A 23,567-nucleotide genomic window follows, 5' to 3' on the forward strand; every position below is an offset into this window, starting at 1 on the left:
AAGAACTGCCGGCCCCAGCCGCCCATGCATTTCTTCGGCCGCAGCGCGTAATAATCCGGCACCACATAGTCGATGGCGAGGGTGCCTTTCAGCCGCTCGCGCGCGCCCTCGACGATGCGGGTGGTTTCCTCGAGCTGGGCGAGCGTCGGCATCAGCGCCGCGCGGTTCTTCAGCGCCCAGCCGTAATATTGCACATTGGCGACTTCCAGCCGGTCGGCGTCGAGATCGACCGCCATCTGGATAATGTCAGGCAGCTGGAACAGGTTTTGCCGGTGCATCACCGCGTTGACGGTCAGCGGCAGGTCCAGCTCGCGCGTCCATTTTGCCACTTCGATCTTCCTGGCGTGCGCGCCCTTGAAGCCGGCGACGCGGTCGGCGACGGCAGGCTCGTTGCCCTGAAAACTGATCTGCACGTGACACAGCCCGGCATCGGCGAGAGCCGCGAGTTTTTCGCGGGTCACCAGCACGGCTGACGTGATCAGATTGGAATACAGCCCGACATCGCTGGCGTGCTGCACGAGTTCGACCAGGTCCTTGCGCGCGGTGGGCTCGCCGCCGGAAAAGTGGATCTGCAGCACGCCGATTTCGGCGAGCTCCGAGAGCACCTTCTTCCATTCCTCGGTCGAGAGCTCGCTGCCGCCGCGGTCGAGCTCGACCGGGTTGGAGCAATAGGGGCATTGCAGCGGGCAGCGATGCGTCAGTTCGGCGAGCACCGCGAGCGGAATGCCGAACGTTTCGGCCGTCGAGCCGCGGTTCTCCAGCACCGCGAGTCCGTCGGTGGGATCGCTGGCCGCGACATGGGCACCTATGACATGGGCGTCTGTCAGCGTCGGGCTCATGAGGTCTTCTCGCGCGCTTCGGTCAAAAATCCCTTGTCGGCAAGGTCCTGCAGCATGGCGATGACGTCGGTGGCGATGGCGCTACGCTCCGCGGCGTATTTTGCGGCGAGCTGGTCGATCATGTCTGCCACGCAGCGCACGCCGTCGCACAGCTGCAGCACTTCCACCGCGATCTCGTCCGGCGCCAGCACCCGCTCCGGCGCCAGGATGACCCAGACCTGCCTTGTCTCATCGAATTTCAGCTTGGCGTGCCGCGGCAGCACCGGCCGGCTCGTCTCGCTGACACTGATGTTGCGGCCCGCCATGGATTCCCTCTGTTGCAGCTCTATCTTTGCTCTACTTTTCCTTGGGCACGAACGCGCCCGGCGGAATGTGGCCTTCGACATAGGCATGATACAGCGCGTCGAGCTGAACCCATAGCACATTGGTCTTGAACAATAGCGCGTTGCAGACCGCCTCGCGTTCCGCCGGCGTCCTGGCGTGGGTCTTGACATAGTCGAGCGCGAAACCGGCGTCGCGCGGCGCCTGGGTCAGTCGCCGGCTGAAATAGCTCATGATGTCGGGATTGACGAAGTCGTAATGGGCCAGCATTCCCGCGATGCGTTCTTCATGCAGGTTCGGCGCGAAAAGCTCCGTCAGCGAGGAGGCAATGGCCTCCAGCGGGCTCCTGTCGCGGACGAAATGCACATAGGCCTCCACCGCAAAGCGCGTCGCGGGCAGGATGCCCTCGGTGGATTCCACGTAAGCGCTGTCGAGCCCGAGACCTTCGGTCAGCTTCAGCCAGCGCTCGATGCCGCCTTCGGTGCCGACATCGCCGTCATGGTCTTCGATCCGGTGCCGCCATTCCAGCCGGGTGGCGCGGTCGCGGAAGCGTGAGATCACCACCGCGTCCTTGATCGGGATGGTGCTCTGGTAATAATAGCGGTTCAGCGCCCAGGCCTGCACCTGGCCCTTCTTGAGCTTGCCGCCGTGCAGCAGCCGGTGAAACGGATGCAGATTGTGGTAGCGCACTGCCCCGATGTGGCGGAGCGCCGCTTCCAGTTCTTCGGCGCTGTTGAGGGGTGCGCTGTCGCCGCGCGAAAACGCCGTCATCCCGTCCGGTTTCATCGCGTTCTCTGTCATCGCGTTCAAAGCGTAATCTCCGTTCCATCGGCGGGGATTTGCCATCCCGCGCGCTCCGCCATCTTGCGCTCCGCGGAGTCGTGCAGCAGCGCCGGATTGGAATTGTTGATATGCAGAAACACCTTCCGGCCGATATCGAGGCCGGCCAGGCTTCCGATCGCGCCGTCATCGCCGGACATGGCGATATGTCCCATGCTTTGCCCGGTCTTGGTGCCGAGACCGGCTGTGATCATCTCGTCGTCGCGCCATACCGTGCCGTCGAAGAAGACCAGCGGCGCCCCCGCGATCCGGGCCTTGAGATCATCGGTGACGGCGGCGCAGGCCGCAAGAAAATAAAAATACTTGCCCGTCGCCTTGTCTTTAATTCGAAGCCCGAGCGTATCGCCGGCGCCATCGCTGCCGCCGGGGTGGGCCTTGCCTTCCAGATACCAGGCGCTCTTGCCGGGAACCTCGAACGGCACGATTTCGATGCCGGACGGCGCGCCGTCGGGCAGGGCCGGCTCGAACGCCTTGTCGATCTCGATCGCCTGGCGCCGCACATTCTTCTCGCCCAGCACATTGAAGATGCTGTTCGCCTTGAGGATCGCAAGCACCTTATCATGCGCATAGATCGTGAACGGCCAGCCTTCGCGCATCGACAACAGGCCCGCGACCGCATCGATCTCGCCGTTGGTCAGGATCACGCCTGCGATCGGACTGTGACGAAGCTTGCCGGCCTCGGGGTGAAGCTGCGGCGTCGCGATCAGCTGCTGGCGCAGATCGGGGGAGGCGTTGATGAGAAACCAGTGTTCGCCGTCGGAGCTGACCGCGATCGAGGCTTGCGTGCTTTGCAGCTCGGGATGTTCGCTCCGTGCTTTCCGGCAAACCGCACATCCGCAGTTCCACTGCGGAACGCCACCACCCGCCGCGGCGCCCAGGACGACGACGCGAAGCATGATCCGTCTCTCCTGGAGATTCGAAAGCTTCCGACACTCAAGAAGCTTTGAAGGTGGACGCAGGCGTGACCGACGCTCCTCAGTCAGGAACGGGTCATGCCTGGAGGTCCACCTCACTCAAAACGTGAAGTCGCAGCCGCTTACTTGCGGGCGGCGCACGCATACATGTTGATTTCCATGCCGACCGGCACTTCGACGATCTTCGGGGTCTTCCAGGCCATTTTGGCTCTCCTAGCTAGATCGGACGCATTCCGCCCTCGGGAGATAAACTAGTCGGGAATGAAAAGTTCGCCAGTGAAATCTTCGCCATAAAGCCTCAGGTTTTCATGTTGCGACGCAGCAGGAATTCACGGGATTGTGCGGCGGAGTGTCAAACCAAAGACGGATCAACGGGTTCATAGTCGTCCGAGCAATCCCGAAGCCTGCTCCGGCTCGACCTCACCCGGCGAATTCCGGATAAAGAACTTGTGAGCCGCTACCGGTTCCCGAACGGGAGCCCTCAACCCAAGTGGATAAGAGCCATGCCGCGCTATTTCTTCAACACCCGTATCGAGGATGAATTGATCTCCGATCCCGAAGGCGAAGAGCTGCGCGATCCCGATCGCGCATGGGAAGTGGCCCGCGCCATGATCCGGGAATTGCTGAAGTCCGAAGGCACGGACGGCGGTCTGTTGAGTGCGGTCCTCGAAGTGACCGACGACACCGGCGAGATCGTGCTGGAGTTTCCCTTTACCGAAGCGATCCTCGACTTCTCCGATATTCCCGTCACGAAACACTGACGCTCCATGCGTCATTCCGTGGCGCGCCAACGGGTCCGCGCAAAGCGCGGCCGGATGACAGCCTCCGCGCGAACGGAATCTCGCAAGACGAGCTCGGGATTCCCGGTTCATCGCTGCGCGATGCCCCGGAATGACGGCCGGCAGGCATCCTCGACAAGCATTGCCACGTAACGCTACAAGCGGGCGTTCGGATGGAGTGAGCAATGCAGGATCTCTGGCGTCTGCCGGCCGCTGATGTCGCCGGCCTGGTCACATCGAAACAGATTTCGGCGAAAGAGGCGGCGTTGGCCGCGCTGGGGCGGCTCGACGCGGTCAATCCCTCGATCAACGCGGTGGTCGACCACCGGCCGCAGGACGTGCTGGCGGAAGCCGCGGCGATCGATGCGGCGATCATGCGGGGCGAAGATGTGGGTCCGCTCGCGGGCGTGCCGGTCACCGTCAAGGTCAATATCGATCAGGAGGGATTCGCCACCACCAACGGCCTCAAGCTGCAGCGCGAGGTCATCGCGCGGAGCAACAGTCCCGTCATCGACAATCTGCGCAAGGCGGGTGCCGTGATCCTCGGGCGCACCAACTGCCCGGCGTTTTCCTATCGCTGGTTCACCACCAATCTGGTCCATGGCGACACCAAAAATCCGCGCGACGCGGGCATCACCCCGGGCGGTTCGTCCGGCGGGGCAGGGGCCGCGGTCGCCGCCGGTATCGGTCATATCGCGCATGGCACCGACATCGCCGGCTCGATCCGCTATCCGGCCTATGCCTGCGGCGTTCACGGTCTGCGGCCGACCGTCGGCCGCATCGCGGCCTTCAATGCGGCGCTGCCTGAACGCAGCATCGGGCCGCAGATATCGGCGGTCTCCGGTCCGCTGGCGCGCACCATCGGCGATATCCGGATCGCGCTGGCCGCGATGTCGGGCAAAGACGTACGCGATCCCTGGTGGGTGCCGGCGCCGCTGGAGGGACCCGCCATGCCCAGGCGGGCGGCGCTGTGTCTCCAGCCGGATGGTCTTGAGACCTTCGCCGAAGTGAAAGCGGCGGTTCTGGATGCGGGCAAGCGCCTGGAGCGCGCCGGATGGGTGGTGGAAGAAATCGAGACCACGCCGCCGCTGCGCGAGGCTGCCGACCTGCAAACAAAGCTGTGGCTCGGCGACGGCTATGAGGCGCAGCTTGCCGCCGCCGAGCGCGAAGGCGATCCCGGCGCGCTCGCCTGCCTGCGCGGCAACCGGGCAAAGGTGTTTCCATTCGACGCGGCCGCCTTCTCGAAAGCGCTGACACGGCGGGCGACCCTGACGCGCGAATGGCTGCAGTTCTTCGAGAGCTATCCGGTGCTGTTGATGCCGGTCTCCGGCGAACTGCCGTTTCCCGACGGCCTCGACATGCGCGACGATGATTCGTTCGAGCGGGTATGGCGGGCGCAGCTCACGCAGATCGCCATTCCCTTCATGGGGCTGCCTGCGCTAACGGTCTCCACGGGATTGGTCGGGAGGGTTCCCGTCGGCGTTCAAGTCGTCTCCGGCCGCTACCGCGAGGATCTCTGTCTGCTAGCGGGCGAGGCGATCGAAGCCGGCGGAACGCCGCCCGCGCCGATCGATCCCGTGGGTTAGAAGGAAACACGATGGCGGGCATTTACGATTTCACCGCAATGTCGCTGGCCGGAGAGGACGTGCCGCTGAAGCGGTTCGAGGGGCAGGTGCTCCTGATCGTCAACACCGCGAGCGCCTGCGGGTTCACCCCGCAATACCGGGGCCTCGAGGCGCTGCAAAAGGAGCTTGGCCCGCGCGGCTTTTCGGTGCTGGGATTTCCCTGCAACCAGTTCGGCAAGCAGGAACCCGGCGACGCCAAGACGATCGAGCAGTTCTGCGACAGCAATTATGCCGTCACCTTTCCGATGTTCGCCAAAATCGACGTCAATGGCGGCGAGGCGCATCCGCTCTATCGCTATTTGAAAAGCGAGAAATCCGGGCTATTGGGCTCGTCGATCAAATGGAATTTCACCAAATTCCTGGTCGACCGTTCGGGCCAGGTGGTCGCACGGCATGCGCCGACCACCACCCCGGAATCCCTGAAAAAGGAAATCGAGGCCCTGCTGTGAACGAGAACAACGACGCCATGACGGATCAAACGCCCGATCGACTGCCCGACCGTCTCTCGACCGATCCGAAGAGCCCCTACTACAATGAGGCGGTGCTGGCGCGCGACGTCGGCATTCGCTTCAAGGGCGTGGAGAAGACCAATGTCGAGGAGTATTGTGTCAGCGAGGGCTGGGTGCGCGTCACCGCAGGGAACGCCAAGGACCGCTACGGCAATCCGCTGACGATCAAGGTCCACGGCCCGGTGGAACCGTATTTCCGCGACAAGGGCGCGGCTTGAACACCCGCTTCGTCATTGCGAGTGAAGCGAAGCAATCCATGGTGCGTCACAAAGCGGAAGCTGGATTGCTTCGTCGCAAGTGCTCCTCGCAATGACGGCCTGTACGTGGTCTGCCCGCGATCACTGTTACCATCCTGAAAGCCAAAACAATGTCCGTCCGCATCGTCGACGTCCGCGAAGTCACAAAGCCGATCTCGTCGCCCATCCGCAACGCCTATATCGATTTCACCAGGATGACGACGAGCCTGGTCGCCGTCGTCACCGACGTCATGCGCGACGGCAAGCCCGTGGTCGGTTACGGCTTCAATTCCAACGGCCGTTACGGGCAGGGTGGATTGATCCGCGAGCGTTTTGCCCCGCGCCTCAAGGAGGCCGATCCGAAAACCCTGCTCGACGAGGCCGGCGACAATCTCGATCCGGACAGGATCTGGGCGACGTTGATGTCGAACGAAAAGCCGGGCGGCCATGGCGAACGCTCGGTCGCGGTCGGCACCATCGACATGGCGGTGTGGGATGCGGTGGCCAAGATCGCGCGCAAGCCGCTGTTTCGCTTGCTTGCCGAACGTCACGGACGGACGGCGAATCCGCGCGTGTTCGTCTACGCCGCCGGCGGCTATTATTATCCGGGCAAGGGCCTGTCGATGCTGCGCGGCGAGATGCGCGGCTATCTCGATCGCGGCTACAACGTCGTCAAGATGAAGATCGGCGGCGCGCCGATCGCCGAAGACCGCATGCGCATCGAAGCCGTGCTCGAGGAGATCGGCAATCAGGCGCAGCTCGCCGTCGACGCCAACGGACGCTTCGACCTGGAGACGGGCATCGCCTATGCCAAGATGCTGCGGGAGTATCCGCTGTTCTGGTACGAGGAGGTCGGCGATCCCCTCGATTTTCAGCTCCAGGCCGCGCTGGCGGAATTCTATCCCGGGCCGATGGCGACCGGCGAGAACCTGTTCAGCCACCAGGATGCGCGCAACCTCTTGCGCTACGGCGGCATGCGGCCCGATCGCGACTGGCTGCAATTCGACTGCGCGCTGTCCTACGGGCTGTGCGAATATCAGCGCACGCTGGAAGTGCTCAAGACGCTGGGCTGGTCGCCAAGCCGCTGCATCCCGCATGGCGGCCATCAGATGTCGCTCAACATCGCCGCCGGCCTCGGCCTCGGCGGCAATGAAAGCTATCCCGACCTGTTCCAGCCTTATGGCGGTTTTCCCGACGGCGTCCGCGTCGAGAACGGCCACATCACCATGCCGGATTTGCCGGGCATCGGTTTTGAGGGGAAGGCGGATCTCTACAGGGAGATGAAGGCGCTGGCGTCGTAGTCACCGTCATTCCGGGGCCTGCGAAGCAGGAACCTCAGATGTGCAATTGCACATCGGGCAATCTCGAGATTCCGGGTTCGCGTTTTCAACATGCCAGGGAATGGCCGATCCGCCCGCATCTCCTTCGGTAGGGCAAAAGGCAGGCCTACTCGGGCAGTCCCGCAGCAATGAACGCTTCCACTAACTCCGCTCTAAGTTTGGCCGATCTAAACCATTGTGGAGCAACGAATGTCGAACGACGCCATTTCGGAACCAGACGAAGGCATTCCGCCATCAATTTTCGAGCGTCTTCCATTCTTCCTGCCGCCACGTAGCACAGGATACCTTGTGTCATTCCTACAAAAAAGGCGGGGGGAAACGCTCGAAGGGATTTGTCGGCCCACTCAGCTGCTTCGTGGTGCCTGCCGGCGTTATGATGCGCAACGGCAAGCCCCATCATCGCATTGTAGTTGACCGGATCGCGAGGACTGAGACGCATCGCTTGCTCAAGGTCGGCAACCGCCGCCTCGGACGCGCCGTGCCAGGCGCGCAACAGTCCCCTGTAGTTGTATGCGCGCGCATAGTTTGGGTTCGATTGGATCGCCTGCTCGACCATTTCAAGCCCGCGATCGAAGTCCAGCAGCATCCAGAAAAGATTGAAGCCCAGAACACCTAGAGCGAGGGCATCGTCTGTGCCCAATTCCTTGACGCGCTCCGCCAGGCGCAAGAGTTCGGCATTGTCTTTCTCGACGTTCCCGGGCCAGTTGTTAGCCCGACGCCATCCAAGACAACCCGCAGCGCCGCCGTAGGCTGGCATAAAACCCGGATCGAGAGCCATTGCGTCATGGAAATCCCTCAAAGCGGCGTCGTTATTCGCTGGGCTGGTTGGAAATTGGATATGGGGCAAACCACGGTAATATGCAGTCACCGCGTCGATATTGCCGACCGATTTTCGGCTTGCTCGCTCGATCTCGGCGCGGTCGACTTCCGGCGCAATCGCGCCGACGACCTGCTGAGCGACTTTGTCCTGAAGATCAAAAATATCGTCCAGGGTGCCGTCAAATCGATCGGCCCAGAGGTGGGCGCCTGTCGTGACATCGATGAGCTGCCCGTTGATCCTTAGGCGTGTACCGGCCTTGCGCACACTTCCTTCCAGCACGTAGCGGACACCGAGTTCGTCTCCAATCTGCTTTATATCGACGATCTTTCCCTTGTAGGTGAACGACGAAGTGCGGGCGATTACGAACAGTGCTCTAAATCGTGAGAGCGCAGTGATGATATCGTCAACCAGGCCGTCGCCGAAGTATTCCTGCTCCGGATCGCCTGACATGTTTTCGAATGGAAGAACTGCGATCGATGGCTTGTCGGGAATTTCCGGCCGTTGAGCTGCGCCGCTGGCGGCTGTGGCATCATCGGGTTTCCGGACCTCCAGCACTGTCCCAACGAAACGAAAGCCCTTGCGTTGCAGCGTTTTGATAAGACGCTGTTTCTCGCCGGTGTCCCCGATGGCGACACGGGCTGAGTTAAGGCGCGTAGCAAGCGCTGCGTCGGTGATGATGCGGCCTCCCCAGATCGCGGAGATCAAGTCGTCCTTGCTGATCACGCGCTCGCGGTTGCGGATCAGGCAAACAAGAAGATCGAGTGCCTGGGGCGAAATCGAAACAGCATCGGCTCCCCGAAATAGCTCCCGTTTGTCGACATCAAGCGCGAAGTCTTCAAACAAATAGCGCAATCTAGGAACTCCTTCCTACTGGATAAGAGTGAGATCGGGCTCGCCTCGTAGGCCCGAAATCAGTCGGCAGTAAAGCAAATGTAAGCGGCTAGTAAAGTGTCGGACCTGCGCCTCGTGCATCGTCTCCTCAGACGGAAGTTATCCGACCGGGGATCGTAACAATGAAGGCGACCTTTTGGGCAAGCGAGGCTACCCGGCCAATCGGAGCCCCTGAGCTTTTTCGGACACGATGCGGGGCGCTTCAGCTATTGCGCAAGGTCCCGTCAAGGGCCGACTCAGCCTTACGCCGGCGCCGTAGGCGAAGAGCAGAGACCTCCGCGCTCAGCGACTTCGAGCTTGACGACCTTGGCCTGCACCGCCCGGACGTCTGGGCAGGCCCGTTCGCGATTATGCGCAGCCCGGGAGACGCAGATGCTGCAAGATAGGCACGGAGTTATCGACTACAGCGAAAAGGGGGCAGGGCCGACAATCGTGTTCGTGCCCGGTTCATGGGCCACCATGTCGGCCTGGCGCGGTGTGATCGCGGCACTGGACGGTCGCTTCCGGACCGTCACGACGAGCCTCCGTGGGTATGGCGGCACGCGGGAATGCCGGACGCGAACCGACACGTCATTGGACCGACAGGCAGAGATTGTCGAAGCTGTGATTCGTCGCGTAGGTGCTCCTGTGCACCTCGTCGGACATTCCTATGGAGGACTAGTCTGCCTGGATGTCGCGCTGTGCGGACTTGTCCCCCTCATGAGTCTGACCTTGATCGAGCCGGTGGCGTTCGGCCTTTTGCGCCAAGAGGGTGAACTCGCGCTCCATGAGCAGTTTATCGCGATGCGTGAGGACTATGTACGGTCGTGCGAAAATGGTGACAAAGAAGCGGCGCGCCGGGTGGTCGATTATCTCGATGGCCGGGGAAGCTTTGATACTCTCCCGTATTGGATGCGAGAGTATATTGTTGAAACCACGCCGACCCATGTTCTGGACATTCGCTCGAGCTTCGATAGCCCCCTCTCGGCTTTGGCCAATATATTGCTTCCGAGCCTCGTTATTCGGGGCGAACGCAGCGCTCATTCCTTGCGGAGAAGCGCAGAGATCTTGAGTGGCGCCCTGGCGAACGCCTCGCTACGCACTATTTCCGGGGCAGGCCATTTCATGACGGCTACGCACGCGGGAGAAGTGGCCCAACTTGTCGGAGATCATGTTTCGAAAGCGGAAAGCCTGGCTTGGACCAGCGTATGCATCGCCTCTCCCTTCCAATTCCGGGCTGGCGATTACACAGGCTCCTCAGAGAGTTCGTAGAGGCCTCAGGGCCGAGGACGATGCAATTCCGTAAGCGCCTTGCGCAGAAGGAGTGAGGCCGCATCAACTGGCGGCCTCATCCATGAAGACAACGGTCGTATGCCCGTTGTTGGCACGTCTACGACATGCTGAGCCACCTCGAAAATGCCTGTTGACCGGGCCGGGCCGGAAGTGATCGACGCCTCTCAAGCCGACGCGATTGACCGTGGCGTGGTGATCCCGGGATACCGCTGAAGCGCCCCAACGGGGGCGCCTCCGGTCAGCAAGCCGCGGAGTTATTTATTCGAAGATCCGTCCACGAAAGCCGATTCGAGGTCGGCAATGATGATTTTTCGCATTTTTAACATTGCCTGCATGACGCGATTGGCCTTATTGCGATCGGGGTCTCCCAGAAAGCGGCCGAGCGCGGCAGGCACGACTTGCCAGGACAAGCCGAATTTGTCCTTGAGCCATCCGCATTTTCCTTCCTCCCCGCCATCCGCGGTTAGTCGGTTCCAAAAGTAGTCCACCTGCTCCTGGCTTTCGACGCTAATGAAGAAAGAAACGGCCTCGTTGAATTTGTATTTTGGCCCGCCGTTGAGAGCGTTGAAGCGCTGTCCTTCGAGTTCGAAAGTCGCCATGAAGTCGTTGACGTTTTCGACTTTGGCGTTTGGGAATACAGATTTGTAAAAGGCAACAGCCTGAGGAACGTTGTTGTCGAACCAGAGGAATGGCGTAATTGAAGTCATTGTGGGAGTCCTAGCTATTGGTGGGTACCAAACGAGCCCAAGGGTTGGCGGAGTTCCGCGATCGGCCTTGCCGGGTAGCTTCTTTGCACCGGCTTGTCTGAGGACGAATGGAGATCTGGCAGCCCGACATTTGAGTAGACTTTTTTGAGCCAGACTCGACGGAAAAAGCCCGCGGTCTCTGCTCTATTCCAAACGGCGAGGTCCGGCTGCGACTCCAGGCAATCCCGCTTTGCCGCGATAAGGCTGGATTGCTTCGCTGCGCTCGCAATGACATGGATGGAGAAGCGGGCGCACTCCATCCCCGCCATGCTGAGAGGCCGGCCAGCGGCCGTCTCGAAGCACGACGGCCGACAGTGGGGCCGTCCATCCTTTGAGACTCGCTGCGCGAGACGGACCGAACCGTGGTGCCGGTGGAGGCCTACGAAAGCCGCATGTCCAGCAGCCGCCGGCCTTCGCTCTTCAGCAGTTTCTTCACCGCGCTGGAGGCGATGACCTCGCCCTGGTTGGCGTAGGCTTCGTGGTTCTTCTCGATGTCCTCGATGCGGTAGAGATAGTTGACCATGATGCCGGCGGATTCGCGCAAGCCCTTTTGCGAGACGTCCCCGAGCCAGTTGATCCGCTCCAGCCGCGCGCCGTTGCCGAGATGGAATCGGGCCACCGAATCGATCAGGCGGCCCTTCGGCGTGCGCGCTTTCAGGAAATAATGCGCCGCCAGCGGTTCGAGCACGGCGCGCAGTTGCGGCTCCAGCTCCGCATCCTTGAACCAGTCGGGCTTGTCGAGGTTTTCCAATAGCGTCCGCTCGTCATCGGATACCGGAACGTCGTTCGCCTGCTTCAGCCATTGCACGAAGCCCGGCACCGGCGACAGCGTCACGAAATTTTCCAGCTTCGGCAATTCGCGCCGCAATTCCTCGACCACCTGCTTGATCAGGAAGCTGCCGAAGGAAATTCCCCCGAGGCCGCGCTGGGTGTTGGAGATCGAATAGAACACCGCGGTGCGGGCGCGCTCGACCGGCACCGGCTGGCGATCCGCGGCGAGCAACGGCGCGATCGCGCCGGGGATCTGCTCCGTCAGCGCCACCTCGACGAAAATCAGGGGCTCGTCGACCAAAGCGGGATGGAAGAACGCATAGCAGCGCCGGTCGGCGGGATCGATGCGGCGGCGCAGATCGTTCCAGTCGTGGATTTCGTGCACCGCCTCGTAGCGGATGATCTGCTCCAGGATATTCGCCGGTGTCGACCAATCTATCCTGCGCAGCACGAGGAACCCCCTGTTGAACCATGAGGACAGCAGATGGACGACGTCACGGTCGAGCGCGGCGAGGTCCCTGTGGCCGTTCATGAGGCGAAGCAGATCGGCGCGCATCGCCACCAGTTCGCTGGTACCGCCCGGCGCTCGGTTCAGCCGGCGGATCAGTTCCTGCCGCCGCGGCTCGGAAGCGAAATGCAGGTCGCTGGCGTCCTCGTCGCTGGGCTGTGCGCGCCAGCTCTCGATCGCCTCGGCCAGCTTCTCCCGGTCCGGACCGAAATCGCTGGTCAGCGTTTCGAAGAAGGCCAGCCGCTCGGCGTCGTCGAGAGTATGATAACGGTCGAGAACCTCGCGCGCCATCGCGGTTCCGGAGGCTTCCCCCCGGCCTGACAGCAGCGCCTCGCACAGCGCGATCAGCTCGGCCCCATCCGGCTTGGCCTCGGATGACCCGACGCGCCGAAGCAGCGTCCGGCCGCGCTCGGAAATCGAGGAGAGAAGGTCCGAGAAGAAGGCGTTGTTCATGGCGGGCATGTCGAATCCAGATCCGGCAGAATCTTACATGGGATTTAGGACAAAGCCGACCACAATCAAGCGGGCGCGAGTAGCCTAAAAAACGGACAACCTCGCAAAAAAAGACCGTCATGGCCGGGCTTGACCTGACTTGATCCGGGCATCCATCTCCTTCGAAAAATGCTTTCGTGAAATGGGATGGATGCGCGGGTCAAGCCCGCGCATGACGGTCGAATACTCGACTCGGTCTCATTTCATCCCCCAAAACTCCGTCGGGGTCTTGCCGGTGACCTGCCGGAAGGCATGCGAGAAAGCGGGAACGCTGGCGTAGCCGAGGTCGGAGGCCAGTTGCTTGACCGGGATATTGCCGTCCATCGACAATCTTTCGATCGCGCAGGCGATCCGCGCGCGCTGGCACCAGCTCTTGAAGCTGAGCTGCGTCTCCGAGGAAAACAGCCGCGACAGCGTCCGCGCCGAGGTCCCGACCGCGCGCGCCAGGGTTTCGATCTCGTGGGCGCGGATGGGATCGGCGAGCACGATGTTGGCGGCGCGACGGCAGCGCGGTTCATGCGGCAGCGGAATGAAGGTGGTGGAATCCTCGGCGTGATGCAGCTCGAGCACCGCCAGTTTTATCAGAAGCTCGGTGCGTTCAGGGCTATTGCCGCCGTCGAACAGCGCCAGAATGGTTTCGTGCAGCAGCCGCGACACCCGGACCACGAATTCGGAGTTGAGGCTTTCGCTGCGTTGCTCCCCCGCCAGCCACGCCAGATCGAAATACAGCGTCCGCATCTCGATGTCCGCGAGCACGTCGATGGCGTGTTCGAGCCGCGCCGGCACCCACACCGCGCGGTCCGGCGGCACCAGCCATCGACCCTTGGGCGTCGTGACTTGCATCGTTCCCTTCGCCGCGTACACCAGCTGTGCCTCGCGATGCATATGGGTGTCGAGCCGGACACCCCTGCGGTAGTTGCGCGCGACCAAATGCACGCCGTCGCCAGTCGCGGTGTGGCGCGCCCGGATGGCGGCAATTGGCGTTTCGGCGATACTCATTGGCCACATCCCGTCAGGACAAGACCATATAACCTACTGCAAAAGCCCTGAGGATTCGACCCAGGGATTGTGCCAAGGATTTTGCCAAGGGTTCTGCCAAGGAATTTGCCAATGAACAGCCCAGCCCGGGTGATCGGTTTCGTCAACGCCGCCCATTTCATCGACCATTATTCGATGCTGATCTTTGCTGCGGCCGTCATCGTGATGGGGCCGGCGCTCGGTATGGCCTATTCGGAGCTGTTGCCTTACGCCACCCCCGGTTTTGTCGCCTTTGGCGCCGGCTCGCTCCTGACCGGCTGGCTCGGCGACCGCTGGAGCCGCCGCCATATGATGGTGATCTTCTTTGTCGGCATCGGCGCCTCGATGATCGCGGTCGGCCTGGTGCAGACGCAGCTTGAACTCGGCGCCGCGCTGCTGTCGATCGGCCTGTTCGCCTCGATCTATCATCCCGTCGGCACCGCGATGATCGTATCCTATGCCGACCGGCTCGGCCGCGAGATGGGGCTGAACGGCGTCTGGGGCAATCTCGGCGTGGCGTCCTCGGCGCTGGTGACCGGCGTGGTCGGCCAGTATCTCGGCTGGCGTTTTGCCTTCATCATTCCCGGCATTGTCACGATATTGATCGGCGTGGCCTTTGCGTTAACGGTGGTGCACGAGGACCGCTCCGGCTTCAAGCAGGCCGCGGCGCAAGCCCGCGTGGCCAAGCAGGACATGTGGCGGGTGATCGTCGCGCTCCTGATCGTCGTGCTCGCGATCTCCACCACCTTCAACGCCGTGACCGTGGCGTTGCCGAAATTGTTTGCGGAACGACTGAGCGATCTCACCAGCAGCCCGGCGCTCCTGGGCGTGATCGCGGCCTGCGTCTATGTGTTCGGCGCGATGACGCAATACACCATCGGCAAGCTGATCGACCGCTATTCGCTGAAAGCGGTCTCGCTGCCGCTGTCGTTCGTGCTGGCGCCGTTCCTGTATCTGGCCGCCACGCTGTCGAACCTGCCGCTGATCATCGCTGCGATCGGCATCGTGATGGGCGCGTTCGGCCAGGTTACCGTCAACGACGCCATGGTCGGCAAATACACCAGCGAGAAATGGCGCTCGCGCGCCTATGCGGTGCGCTATTTCATCGGCTTCACGGCCGCCGGCGCGTCCGTCGGCCTGGTGGCGTGGCTGTATCAGCAGGGCGGTTTCGTCACCATGCTGCACGCCTTCGCCGGGCTGTGTCTGCTGGTGATCGCCGCGGCGATCATCCTGCCGGCGGAGATCAAGGTGCCGGCGGCGGGTGCGAATTGATCACGACGAGATGACGTCCGACTCACTGATCGGACTTTCTCCGTGCAACAGAGGTGCATTGCCGCACCCCGTAGAACCCCGGATATACGGCTTCGGTCAAACCACTGAAACATGGGCAAACGAGCGTCGTAATGGCAGGCTGAACCGTTCGTTCACCCTGCAACCGGGCAATCACAGCCGATGTTGCAGTCGATCCATTGCACCGCTTTCCGGTGTTTCGGGGACGTTTCTTGAGCGAGTACCCAGATTGGGTAGGGCTGTTGCTGCGGACTTGATCCAAATCAAGCTAGGCTTCCGTTAGCAGGAAAACCTGGCAACGAAAAAGCTTAAGGTTGCGCCAGACTGCTGACGTCGAGTCGTTCATTGAACCTGACAACGGACAATCATGCTCAATGCTGTAACCGATCCCCTGCACCGTTTCCCGGTCTTCCGAACGTCCGATCCTGAGGAGCTGCGAGAATTAGGCTCGACATTGTTTGGTGCGGCCGGGATCGATCTGAAGAACACCGACGGTTTCGAGGCGCGCGTCAATCTCATCAGGCTGCAGGAGACCGGCCTTGCCTTCGGCGCCACCACCGCCGATCTCGTGATCGACAATTTTGCGACCGACTTCATCCGGCTGCAGATCGCGCACAGGGGCCGCGCCGCCACCACTGTCGCAGGCCGGACGACCGATATCAACGAACATCAGTTCGCGATCGCGCCGGCGGGCAGCCGTTCGCTGATGGTTTGCGAGGCCGGGCATGAACGCCTGACGCTTCGCCTGAGCGAGCAGGCGCTGTTGCAAAGAATGACGGCGTTGCTGGGCGCCAAGCCGAAGGGCGAACTGACGTTCCAGTCCGCGATCGCCGCGGGCGGGCCTCACGCGCAAGGCCTTGCCGACCTCATCCGCTTTCTTGCGCAGCAACTGGACTCGGCGGTGTGTCCATTGCCAGTGGCCGTGTGCCGGGAGCTCGAGCAGGCGGTGCAGATCGCCTTTCTCTATGCAGCTCGCCACGCGTTCAGCCATCTCCTGGAAAGCCAGGAAAGCATGCCTGCGCCCTGGGTGGTCCGGCGGATCGAGGAGTTCATCGAAGCCAACTGGCAGCAGCCGCTCACCATCGATCGATTGGCGGCTGAAGCCGGGGTCAGCACGCGCGCGATCTTCAGGGCTTTCGAGCGCAGCCGCGGCTATTCGCCGATGGCCTTCGCCAAGGCCATCCGTCTCAAGCGCGCGCGGGAAATCCTGACGTCCGGCGATCCCAGGGTAAGCGTGACGGCGGCGGCCTTCAAAAGCAATTTTGCAAGTCCGAGCCGCTTTGCGAAGGACTATCGCGAAGCTTTCGGCGAGCTGCCGTCCGAAACCATTTTGCGAACCCGCCAATAGGCAAGCCGCCGGCTCGCCCGCGCCAGACTCGATGACGCGGTCTTTGCGGGCCGCGCCATGACAAATTCTTGAGTGCGGCCTGGCAATTCCGGTTTCGCCGCTTCCTGCAATCGACCACAATGGCCGGTGAAGGCTCGATCTAGATAACGGGCCAAGGGAGGGAGTATGCGATGTCCAATCGAGCTTTGCCGCGCCTTGCCGGTCTCATTCTGGGCGCCTCGGTCATGATGGCAGTCCCTGCGGGCGCCGATGCCCTGAAAGACGAAATCGCGCCGACCGGCAAGCTGCGGGTGGCGATCGCGATCAGCCCGGCCGGCGGTGCGTTCTGGTCCACCAAAAATGAAGCCGGCGGCTACGCCGGAGTGCCGGTCGATCTCGGCAAGGAAATGGCGGGGGAACTCGGCGTACCCGTGGAATATGTCGCGTACCAGAATTCCGGGCAGATCGTCGACGCTGTGTCGACGGGGGCCTGGGACGTCAGCTTCCTGCCCAAAGATCCGGAACGCGAGGCGCGGATGTCGTTCGGTCCGGTTTATGAAGTCGCGGATGCGACCTACATCGTCAGGGCCGGCTCATTGGCGACGAATTTCGCGACCCTCGATCAGCCTGGCATCAAGGTGGCCGCCGTCAATAACACCACCACCATGCGGGGCGCGATCGCGCATTTGAAGAATGCCAAGGTCACGGGCTATCAGACCTATGACCAGATCTTCGCACTGCTCAAGAACGGCGAGATCGACGCCTTTGCGCTGTCGCGCGACCAGCTCAACGCCATGGCGAGGAAGATCCCGGGAACGCGGGTGCTGGACGAAACCTTCAAGCAGACCGTCACCGCGGTGGCGGTGCCGCTTAATCATCCGCTGGCGCTGGCGCTCGTGACCAAATTCATGACCGAAGCTACCGCCAACGGTACGCTGCGCAAGGCCTACGACGACAACGGGATGAAGGACACGCCGATCCCGGCGAAGTGACGCGGGGTTTCTTCAGCCTCCGCATGCCCGGTGCCACCTCTCCCGATGGGCGAGGCAAGGACCGGCCCCGCGCCGCATCACGAATTGACGTGCACGAAATCGCGCAACAGCGGATAAATCTCGTTGTTCCAGCGGCGGCCCGAGAACACGCCGTAATGGCCGACGCCGGCCTGCATGTGATGCACCTTGCGATAGGCGCGCACGCCGGTGCAGAGGTCCTGGGCCGCCAGCGTCTGGCCGATCGAGCAGATGTCGTCCTTCTCGCCTTCGACCGTCATCAGCCCCATCCGCTTGATGGCGGCCGGGTTTACCGGACGGCCGCGATGCATCAGCTTGCCCTGCGGCAACAGATGCTCCTGGAACACGTCGCGCACGGTCTCGATGTAGAATTCGGCCGGAAGGTCCATCACCGCGAAATATTCGTCATAAAAGGTCTTGATGATCTCGGCCTTCTCCGTCTCGCCCTTGGCGAGATGATCGGCGAGATCGATATGCGACTTGATGTGGCGCTCCAGATTCATCGAGACGAATGCGGTGAGTTGCACGAAGCCCGGATAGACCTGCCTGAACGCGCCTTTGCATTGAACCGGCACGTAATTGATCAGGTTCTCCTCGAACCATTTGATCGGCTTGCTCTTGGCGAATTCGTTGACCTTGGTCGGCTGAATGCGGGTGTCGATCGGCCCGGCCATCAGCGTCAGGGTTGCCGGCCGCGCCGGATGATTGTTCTCCGACATGACCGCGGCGGCGGCGAGCGCCGACACCGATGGCTGGCAGATCGCCACCATGTGAGCGCGCGGACCGATTTTGTCCAGGAAGTCGATCAGGTGATCGGTGTAGTCCTCGAGACCGAACCGGCCGGCACCGAGCGGAATGTCGCGCGGGTTATGCCAGTCGGTGATGTAGACGTCGTGGTCCTGCAGCAGCGTCTTCACGGTGCCGCGCAGCAGCGTGGCGAAATGGCCGGACATCGGCGCCACCAGCAGCATCCGCGGCTGCTCCGGCGAATTCTCCTTCTTGAAATGCAAGAGCGATCCGAACGGCGTCTTGTAGACGACCTCTTCGACCACATCGAGTTCTTGATTGCCGACCATCACCTTGTCGATGCCGTAAGGCGGACGCGTATAGGTGAGCGAGGTGCGCGAGATAAGCTCCAGCGCCGCGGCCAGCCGCCCGAACAGTTTGTCGGAGACGCCTTGCGGCACCAAATTGAGATATTTCAGCGCATGCGCTGCCCCCGACCGCCATGGCGCCGTCAGGTCCATGTGGTTCTGATAGGCCTGATACATCATCGACATCATCCGGATCCGCCCCTGCCCGGTGCCATGCAATATCGAAGCCAAAGCGGAGTCAAACGCCTCCCAAACTGGCACGTCGCTTGCTGCTAAAGCTGGTGAAAATGCGCTGAAGCATAAACAATGGGCACTCCATGGAGGCCCGGACGGGCGTTCAGGCGTGAGGGGAAAGCCATATGGCCAAAGCAACACTGACCATCAGCAGCAAGAACTATTCGTCCTGGTCGCTGCGCGGCTGGTTGCTGACCAAGTTCTCGGGGCTTCCGTTCGAGGAGATCGTCACCGCGCCCGACGATGCTTCCGCGCGCGCCGAGATCCTGCTGCTGTCGTCCTCGATCCTGGTGCCGTGCCTGCGGCACGAGGGCGCCACCGTATGGGACACGCTGGCGATCGCCGAGTATCTCAACGAGGTCATGCCGGACGCCGGCCTGTTGCCCAGCGACCGCGTTTTACGGGCGCACTGCCGCTCGATCTGCGGTGAAATCCATTCCGGCTTCACGACGCTCCGCGCCTCGCTGCCCGTCAACCTCAAGGGGTATTTCCCCGGCTTCAAGATCTGGTCGCGCGCGCAGGCCGATATCGACCGGGTCTGCACGATCTGGCGCGAGTGCCTGGCCAAATCGGGCGGCCCGTTCCTGTTCGGCGAACGCGGCATGGCGGACGCCATGTATGCGCCGGTGGTGACCCGCTTCATGACCTATGACGTCAAGCTGGAGCCGCGGCTGAAGGCCTATGCCGACATGATCATGGCGCTGCCGGAGATGGCCGAATGGATCGAGGCGGCGAAGGCGGAGCCTGCCGACATCGAGGAGCTCGAGGTCGAATATTAGGCAGCGCGGGCGTTCCGTTGCCTGTTTGCAGGGCTCAAGCAGCGGGCACGTCTTGCTCAACTTGCTGCCAGCCAACGCATTTCCAGGGCCGGCGCCCGTGAGCCCGCAGTGGCGGCCGCCAACCGCCCGGCTTGAATTTCAGATTGCGTCCAACCGCTTCCGCGCCTTCGCGGCGGGCCTGAGCGAATTCGCCGCGCCGCAGCGCGGCTGGCGTGATTTTCGCATAGCACAATCAGGCTTCGAACGCGCCGATCCGCGCTGCCAAAAAATTGGACGCCGGCGATTGTCGCGATCTCGCGAAAGAACGGTGGAGGCTTCAGATGAATCAGCACGCGGTCGTCAGCAAATTTTCCCACGTCAAACCTGATGACACCGAATTCGAGGGAGGCGGTCTGCGCGACTTCTTCCTGTACCGCGATCTCGGCATCGCAGCCGCCACCGGCGGCCAGGTGATTTGCCACCTGGTCAAGGCCAATCCCGACATGCCGCCGGAAGACGGCACCGGCTGGCACAAGCACGAATGCGACTTCCAGATCGTCATCATGACCAAGGGCTGGGCGCGCTTCATGTATGAGGACAAGCCGACCCTGGTGCAGGCCGGCGACGTCGTGCATCAGCGGCCGGGGATCGTGCATTACCTGTTCGATTACTCTCCGGACATGGAGTATCTCGAAATCGTCAGCCCGGCCGATTTCAAGACCGTCGACATGCCGCCGGCCACCGACAAGGTGCCGCCGGTGACGCCGTGGAAGTAGCGGGTTGTCGTCCCCGGAGGAATTAACGTTTGTCGTCGGCCGCTGGCTGCGGCCGATCGCGGTCGTGCTGGATCTAGCGCGGCGTATCGGGGTAGTGCCGATATCTAGCCGTGAACAAGGGAGTACGGAGCCCGGCCGCTGATTCGGACGCGGTTCGTTCCGGCCGCGTTCCGAACCTTAAAATTCTCCCGGTTCCCGTCGCATTTTGGCACAACGGGGTCGGGGTTCAGCCATGTCGCTTCAAAGCAGGGGCGCTCAGGCGCCAGCCGACCACGATCGCCTCGACGGTGCCGCCCGACTCATTGTTGCGCCACTCGCCATCGACGAAGCGGCAGGCGAACGGCAATTGATAGGTTCCGCTGTGGTCCTCGCATAGCACCTGGACCGGCTGATCCGGCGGCGGTTGTCCCTCGCCATTGAATTCAGCCAGACGTCGTTCGCGCGTTGCCATGCCGTTAGTCTCCCTAAGCCGCGCAAGCACCCTCTTGCGCTCCACCCTGCGCCCGTCTCCCATAGCTGGGGTGCCGACCGCAAAACCTCAACGCGCGAATGAGGTTTCGGTGTGGTATCGTGGGCGTCGCGCCGCTTGCTCGCAACAAATTGACCGTGGCGGGCGTTACCCCGAGGGTCTCAAGTGAGAATTCGAGTGAGGATTTCGATGATCGGCCGGATCGCTCTCGTCGCGTCGATACTTGTGGCGCCGAGCCTGCTACCTGCCGGCCGCGCTGCGGCGCAGGATGTTCCCGGCATCGAGATCTGCACCGTCGAAAAGACCATGGAGCGGCGCACCAGCTGCCTGCAGAGCAATGTCGATTTCCTGCAGAAGACGATTTCAAAACTCGCGGCCGATCACCAGCAGAAGCTGGACGCCGCCAGGGCGCAGATCGAGGCCCTGAAGGGCACGGTCGCTTCCCTGCAGAAGATCGTCGACGACCTGCAGGCGGTGCAGAAGAAGGCGCCCGAGGATCAGAAGAAGGCCGCGCCGTCGACGGTGGCGAAGGATGCGCCGGCGGCAAAGGAGAGTTCGCCGCCGGCCAAAGAGGGCGCGAAGTAGATATTCTTGCCAGCGCAAGAAGCGCCCGGTGCGGTTCCATCTCGCGATGGCGAGAACGGTTCCGCGAAGACGCGAAACGAGAGCAAGGACTGTCAAACGCGCCGCGCGCGAGAAGGTCATGATAGGCGCGCTTCGAACGAAGGCTCGTCGTCCATGTATCCTGCCCAGAAGGCGCTCTGGTTCATCGAAAGCCATCTTGCCGGCGCGCTGACGCTGGACGAGATCGCAGGCATTGCCGGCATCTCGCGCTTTCACATGGTCCGCGCGTTCGCCGCCGCGACCGGGCTATCGGTCATGCGTTATGTACGTGCCCGCCGCCTCAGCGAGGCGGCGCGGGCGCTGGCCGACGGCGCGCCCGATATCCTCCAACTGGCGCTGGATGCGGACTACGGCTCTCACGAAGCATTCACCCGCGCGTTCCGCGACCATTTTGGGGTCACACCCGAAGCGGTCCGCGCCGCAACGTGTCTCGACCATCTCAAGCTTCAGGAGCCGATCCAGATGGATTCAACTCTCAGCGACAATCTTCAGGCGCCGCGTTTTGAAACCGGCAAGCCGCTGCTGATCGCCGGTATCGGCGAACGCTATAATCACGAAAACGGCGCCGGCATTCCCGGCCAGTGGCATCGCTTTCACCAGTCGGTCGCGAACATTCCCGGCCGGATCGGGAAGGTGGCATACGGCGTCTGTTGCAACGGCGACGACGCCGGCAATTTCGACTACATCGCCGGCGTCGAAGTGTCGGACTTTTCCGACCTGCCGCGCGAATTCTCCAAGGTGCGGATTCCCGAACAGCGATACGCGGTCTTCACCCATCTCGATCATATCTCGACCATCCGCCGCACCGTCAACACGATCTGGAATCACTGGCTGCCGGCCTCGGGCCTGAAAGCGGCCGATGCGCCAAGCTTCGAGCGCTACGACGAGAATTTCGATCCGCTCACCGGCAATGGCGGCCTCGAGATCTGGGTGCCAGTCAAGAAATAGCCCATCACGCGGGGCTGCCTTGCGCGGCTCTCGGCCGTTGATTGCTTGGCAAGCGAGATCGACTTTGCCATAACTTCGCGCAACTAAATTGCTGCGCGTGCGGGATGACGCTGGAATCCGCCTTGCGCCCAAAAAGAGCCGGGAGGATTTCAATGCCCAACGTTCGCGTCCTTGCCACGGGTCTCGAATTTCCGGAAGGGCCGGTGGTGATGCCGGACGGCTCGGTGGTGCTGGTCGAAATCCGCGGCCAGCGGCTGACCCGGGTCTGGCCGGACGGCCGCAAGGAAGTCGTCGCGCAAATTCCCGGCGGCCCCAACGGAGCGGCCCTCGGGCCCGACGGCAAGATGTATGTCTGCAACAATGGCGGCTTCGGCTGGACCGCTTCGCGCGGCACCATGATGCCGGGCGCACCGGCGCCGCACGAATATATCGGCGGCTCGATCCAGCGCGTCGACCTAGCGACCGGCAAGATCGAAACCGTGGTCGACAAATGCGGCGAACATCCCCTGAAGGGACCGAACGACCTGGTGTTCGACAGGCATGGCGGGCTCTGGTTCACCGATCTCGGCAAGCGCCGCGCCCGCGACATGGATGTCGGCGCGTTCTATTACATCAAGCCCGGCATGAAGCAGATCGTCGAAGGCGTGTTCGGGATGCTGCCGGCCAACGGCATCGGCCTGTCGCCGGACGAGAACACCGTCTATGTCGCGGAGACGCCGACGGCGCGGCTGTGGGCGTTCGACCTTTCCGCGCCCGGCGAGGTCAGGCCGCGCGACGTCATCTATCGCGGCGAACGCGGCAAGCCGATCGCGGGGCTCGGCGGCTACCAGATGTTCGATTCGCTGGCGGTGGAGGCGAGCGGCAATGTTTGCGTGGCGACGCTGATCTCGGGCTGCATCTCCGTGATCGCGCCCGACGGCACGCTGGTGGAGCAGGTGGCGACCGGCGACCGCGTCACCACCAACATCGCCTTCGGCGGACCGGAACTGAAGACCGCTTACATCACGTTGTCCGGCAAGGGCGAGCTGATCGCGATGGACTGGGCGAGATCAGGCCTGCCGCTGAATTTTCTGAACAAGTGATGGCAGCGGACGTGACCACAACCTTCGTCATTGCG

The 23,567-nt window shown here is 62.3% G+C and carries 26 protein-coding genes; 15 read left to right on the top strand and 11 right to left on the bottom strand.

All coding sequences use genetic code 11. From position 1 onward, the window contains the following. From pqqE to pqqA, 5 genes are all read right to left on the bottom strand, one after another. Positions 1 to 839: pyrroloquinoline quinone biosynthesis protein PqqE (gene pqqE, locus QZ213_RS06095; RefSeq protein WP_291685165.1), on the bottom strand; the 839-nt coding region annotated here is incomplete at its 3' end. Beyond that, entirely contained in the window at positions 836 to 1,144 is a 309-nt protein-coding gene (pqqD, locus tag QZ213_RS06100; RefSeq protein WP_291685166.1) for a pyrroloquinoline quinone biosynthesis peptide chaperone PqqD, read from the bottom strand. The genes pqqE and pqqD, both read right to left, overlap by 4 nt. A gap of 31 nt (positions 1,145 to 1,175) precedes the next feature. After that, positions 1,176 to 1,946, bottom strand: coding sequence for a pyrroloquinoline-quinone synthase PqqC (gene pqqC / locus QZ213_RS06105; RefSeq protein WP_291685167.1), 771 nt, complete (start codon positions 1,944 to 1,946; stop codon positions 1,176 to 1,178). Positions 1,947 to 1,966: 20 nt separating this feature from the next. Then, a complete protein-coding gene (pqqB, locus tag QZ213_RS06110; protein ID WP_291685168.1) occupies positions 1,967 to 2,896 on the bottom strand; it encodes a pyrroloquinoline quinone biosynthesis protein PqqB in 930 nt (309 codons plus the stop codon). Between the two features lie 140 nt (positions 2,897 to 3,036). After that, positions 3,037 to 3,117, bottom strand: a complete 81-nt coding sequence (gene pqqA / locus QZ213_RS06115) for a pyrroloquinoline quinone precursor peptide PqqA (RefSeq protein ID WP_009031067.1) — start codon at positions 3,115 to 3,117, stop codon at positions 3,037 to 3,039. 300 nt (positions 3,118 to 3,417) lie between these two features. Here pqqA and QZ213_RS06120 point away from each other — a divergent pair, with 300 nt between their 5' ends. From QZ213_RS06120 to QZ213_RS06140, 5 genes are all read left to right on the top strand, one after another. Then, the gene (locus tag QZ213_RS06120; RefSeq protein WP_291685169.1) at positions 3,418 to 3,675 is read left to right on the top strand and encodes a hypothetical protein; all 258 of its coding nucleotides are present in this window, start codon (positions 3,418 to 3,420) and stop codon (positions 3,673 to 3,675) included. 203 nt (positions 3,676 to 3,878) lie between these two features. Beyond that, positions 3,879 to 5,279, top strand: coding sequence for an amidase family protein (locus QZ213_RS06125; RefSeq protein ID WP_291685170.1), 1,401 nt, complete (start codon positions 3,879 to 3,881; stop codon positions 5,277 to 5,279). Between the two features lie 11 nt (positions 5,280 to 5,290). Beyond that, positions 5,291 to 5,767: a glutathione peroxidase gene (locus QZ213_RS06130; RefSeq protein ID WP_291685171.1), complete on the top strand. Its 477-nt coding sequence runs from the start codon at positions 5,291 to 5,293 to the stop codon at positions 5,765 to 5,767. Between the two features lie 17 nt (positions 5,768 to 5,784). Beyond that, positions 5,785 to 6,045 (top strand): DUF3297 family protein, encoded by a 261-nt coding sequence (locus QZ213_RS06135; protein ID WP_291685172.1) that lies wholly within the window; start codon positions 5,785 to 5,787, stop codon positions 6,043 to 6,045. A gap of 149 nt (positions 6,046 to 6,194) precedes the next feature. Then, positions 6,195 to 7,364: a mandelate racemase/muconate lactonizing enzyme family protein gene (locus tag QZ213_RS06140; protein ID WP_291685173.1), complete on the top strand. Its 1,170-nt coding sequence runs from the start codon at positions 6,195 to 6,197 to the stop codon at positions 7,362 to 7,364. Between the two features lie 145 nt (positions 7,365 to 7,509). Here the strand turns inward: QZ213_RS06140 and QZ213_RS06145 are convergent, their stop codons facing one another. Beyond that, complete coding sequence (locus QZ213_RS06145; RefSeq protein ID WP_291685174.1) at positions 7,510 to 9,075, bottom strand: tetratricopeptide repeat protein; 1,566 nt, start codon at positions 9,073 to 9,075, stop codon at positions 7,510 to 7,512. 161 nt (positions 9,076 to 9,236) lie between these two features. On the opposite strand from QZ213_RS06145, the gene QZ213_RS27145 reads away from it, so the two are divergent. Beyond that, complete coding sequence (locus QZ213_RS27145) at positions 9,237 to 9,500, top strand: DUF1127 domain-containing protein (RefSeq protein ID WP_365885049.1); 264 nt, start codon at positions 9,237 to 9,239, stop codon at positions 9,498 to 9,500. After that, entirely contained in the window at positions 9,487 to 10,365 is an 879-nt protein-coding gene (locus tag QZ213_RS06150; RefSeq protein WP_291685175.1) for an alpha/beta hydrolase, read from the top strand. The genes QZ213_RS27145 and QZ213_RS06150 overlap by 14 nt, the downstream gene beginning before the upstream one ends. A 275-nt stretch (positions 10,366 to 10,640) precedes the next feature. On the opposite strand, the gene QZ213_RS06155 is transcribed toward QZ213_RS06150, so the two are convergent. The 3 genes from QZ213_RS06155 to QZ213_RS06165 form a co-directional block, all read right to left on the bottom strand. After that, complete coding sequence (locus QZ213_RS06155) at positions 10,641 to 11,093, bottom strand: VOC family protein (protein ID WP_291685176.1); 453 nt, start codon at positions 11,091 to 11,093, stop codon at positions 10,641 to 10,643. Between the two features lie 418 nt (positions 11,094 to 11,511). Then, entirely contained in the window at positions 11,512 to 12,864 is a 1,353-nt protein-coding gene (locus QZ213_RS06160; protein ID WP_291685186.1) for a malonyl-CoA decarboxylase, read from the bottom strand. 237 nt (positions 12,865 to 13,101) lie between these two features. Beyond that, complete coding sequence (locus QZ213_RS06165; protein WP_291685177.1) at positions 13,102 to 13,902, bottom strand: helix-turn-helix transcriptional regulator; 801 nt, start codon at positions 13,900 to 13,902, stop codon at positions 13,102 to 13,104. A 111-nt stretch (positions 13,903 to 14,013) separates the two neighbouring features. Here QZ213_RS06165 and QZ213_RS06170 point away from each other — a divergent pair, with 111 nt between their 5' ends. The 3 genes from QZ213_RS06170 to QZ213_RS06180 all read left to right on the top strand — a co-directional run bounded on the left by QZ213_RS06170 (position 14,014) and on the right by QZ213_RS06180 (position 17,529). Next, a complete protein-coding gene (locus tag QZ213_RS06170) occupies positions 14,014 to 15,192 on the top strand; it encodes an MFS transporter (RefSeq protein ID WP_291685178.1) in 1,179 nt (392 codons plus the stop codon). A gap of 385 nt (positions 15,193 to 15,577) precedes the next feature. Next, the gene (locus QZ213_RS06175) at positions 15,578 to 16,558 is read left to right on the top strand and encodes an AraC family transcriptional regulator (RefSeq protein WP_291685179.1); all 981 of its coding nucleotides are present in this window, start codon (positions 15,578 to 15,580) and stop codon (positions 16,556 to 16,558) included. Positions 16,559 to 16,785: 227 nt separating this feature from the next. Then, positions 16,786 to 17,529, top strand: coding sequence for a transporter substrate-binding domain-containing protein (locus tag QZ213_RS06180; RefSeq protein ID WP_291685187.1), 744 nt, complete (start codon positions 16,786 to 16,788; stop codon positions 17,527 to 17,529). Between the two features lie 77 nt (positions 17,530 to 17,606). Here QZ213_RS06180 and phaZ read toward each other — a convergent pair whose 3' ends face one another. After that, entirely contained in the window at positions 17,607 to 18,830 is a 1,224-nt protein-coding gene (gene phaZ / locus QZ213_RS06185; protein ID WP_291685188.1) for a polyhydroxyalkanoate depolymerase, read from the bottom strand. Positions 18,831 to 19,000: 170 nt separating this feature from the next. Here phaZ and QZ213_RS06190 point away from each other — a divergent pair, with 170 nt between their 5' ends. Next, complete coding sequence (locus QZ213_RS06190; RefSeq protein ID WP_291685180.1) at positions 19,001 to 19,654, top strand: glutathione S-transferase family protein; 654 nt, start codon at positions 19,001 to 19,003, stop codon at positions 19,652 to 19,654. 320 nt (positions 19,655 to 19,974) lie between these two features. Continuing rightward, entirely contained in the window at positions 19,975 to 20,409 is a 435-nt protein-coding gene (locus QZ213_RS06195) for a cupin domain-containing protein (protein WP_291685181.1), read from the top strand. Positions 20,410 to 20,635: 226 nt separating this feature from the next. Here the strand turns inward: QZ213_RS06195 and QZ213_RS06200 are convergent, their stop codons facing one another. Beyond that, positions 20,636 to 20,860, bottom strand: coding sequence for a hypothetical protein (locus QZ213_RS06200; protein WP_291685182.1), 225 nt, complete (start codon positions 20,858 to 20,860; stop codon positions 20,636 to 20,638). A gap of 207 nt (positions 20,861 to 21,067) precedes the next feature. On the opposite strand from QZ213_RS06200, the gene QZ213_RS06205 reads away from it, so the two are divergent. The 3 genes from QZ213_RS06205 (at position 21,068) to QZ213_RS06215 (ending at position 23,532) form a co-directional block, all read left to right on the top strand. Beyond that, positions 21,068 to 21,463 (top strand): hypothetical protein, encoded by a 396-nt coding sequence (locus tag QZ213_RS06205; RefSeq protein ID WP_291685183.1) that lies wholly within the window; start codon positions 21,068 to 21,070, stop codon positions 21,461 to 21,463. 153 nt (positions 21,464 to 21,616) lie between these two features. Beyond that, positions 21,617 to 22,450, top strand: a complete 834-nt coding sequence (locus QZ213_RS06210; RefSeq protein WP_291685184.1) for an AraC family transcriptional regulator — start codon at positions 21,617 to 21,619, stop codon at positions 22,448 to 22,450. A gap of 152 nt (positions 22,451 to 22,602) precedes the next feature. Continuing rightward, entirely contained in the window at positions 22,603 to 23,532 is a 930-nt protein-coding gene (locus QZ213_RS06215) for an SMP-30/gluconolactonase/LRE family protein (protein WP_291685185.1), read from the top strand. Positions 23,533 to 23,567: the final 35 nt, after the last annotated feature.

It is taken from the genome of Bradyrhizobium sp. (assembly GCF_017881085.1).
Lineage (GTDB): Bacteria > Pseudomonadota > Alphaproteobacteria > Rhizobiales > Xanthobacteraceae > Bradyrhizobium.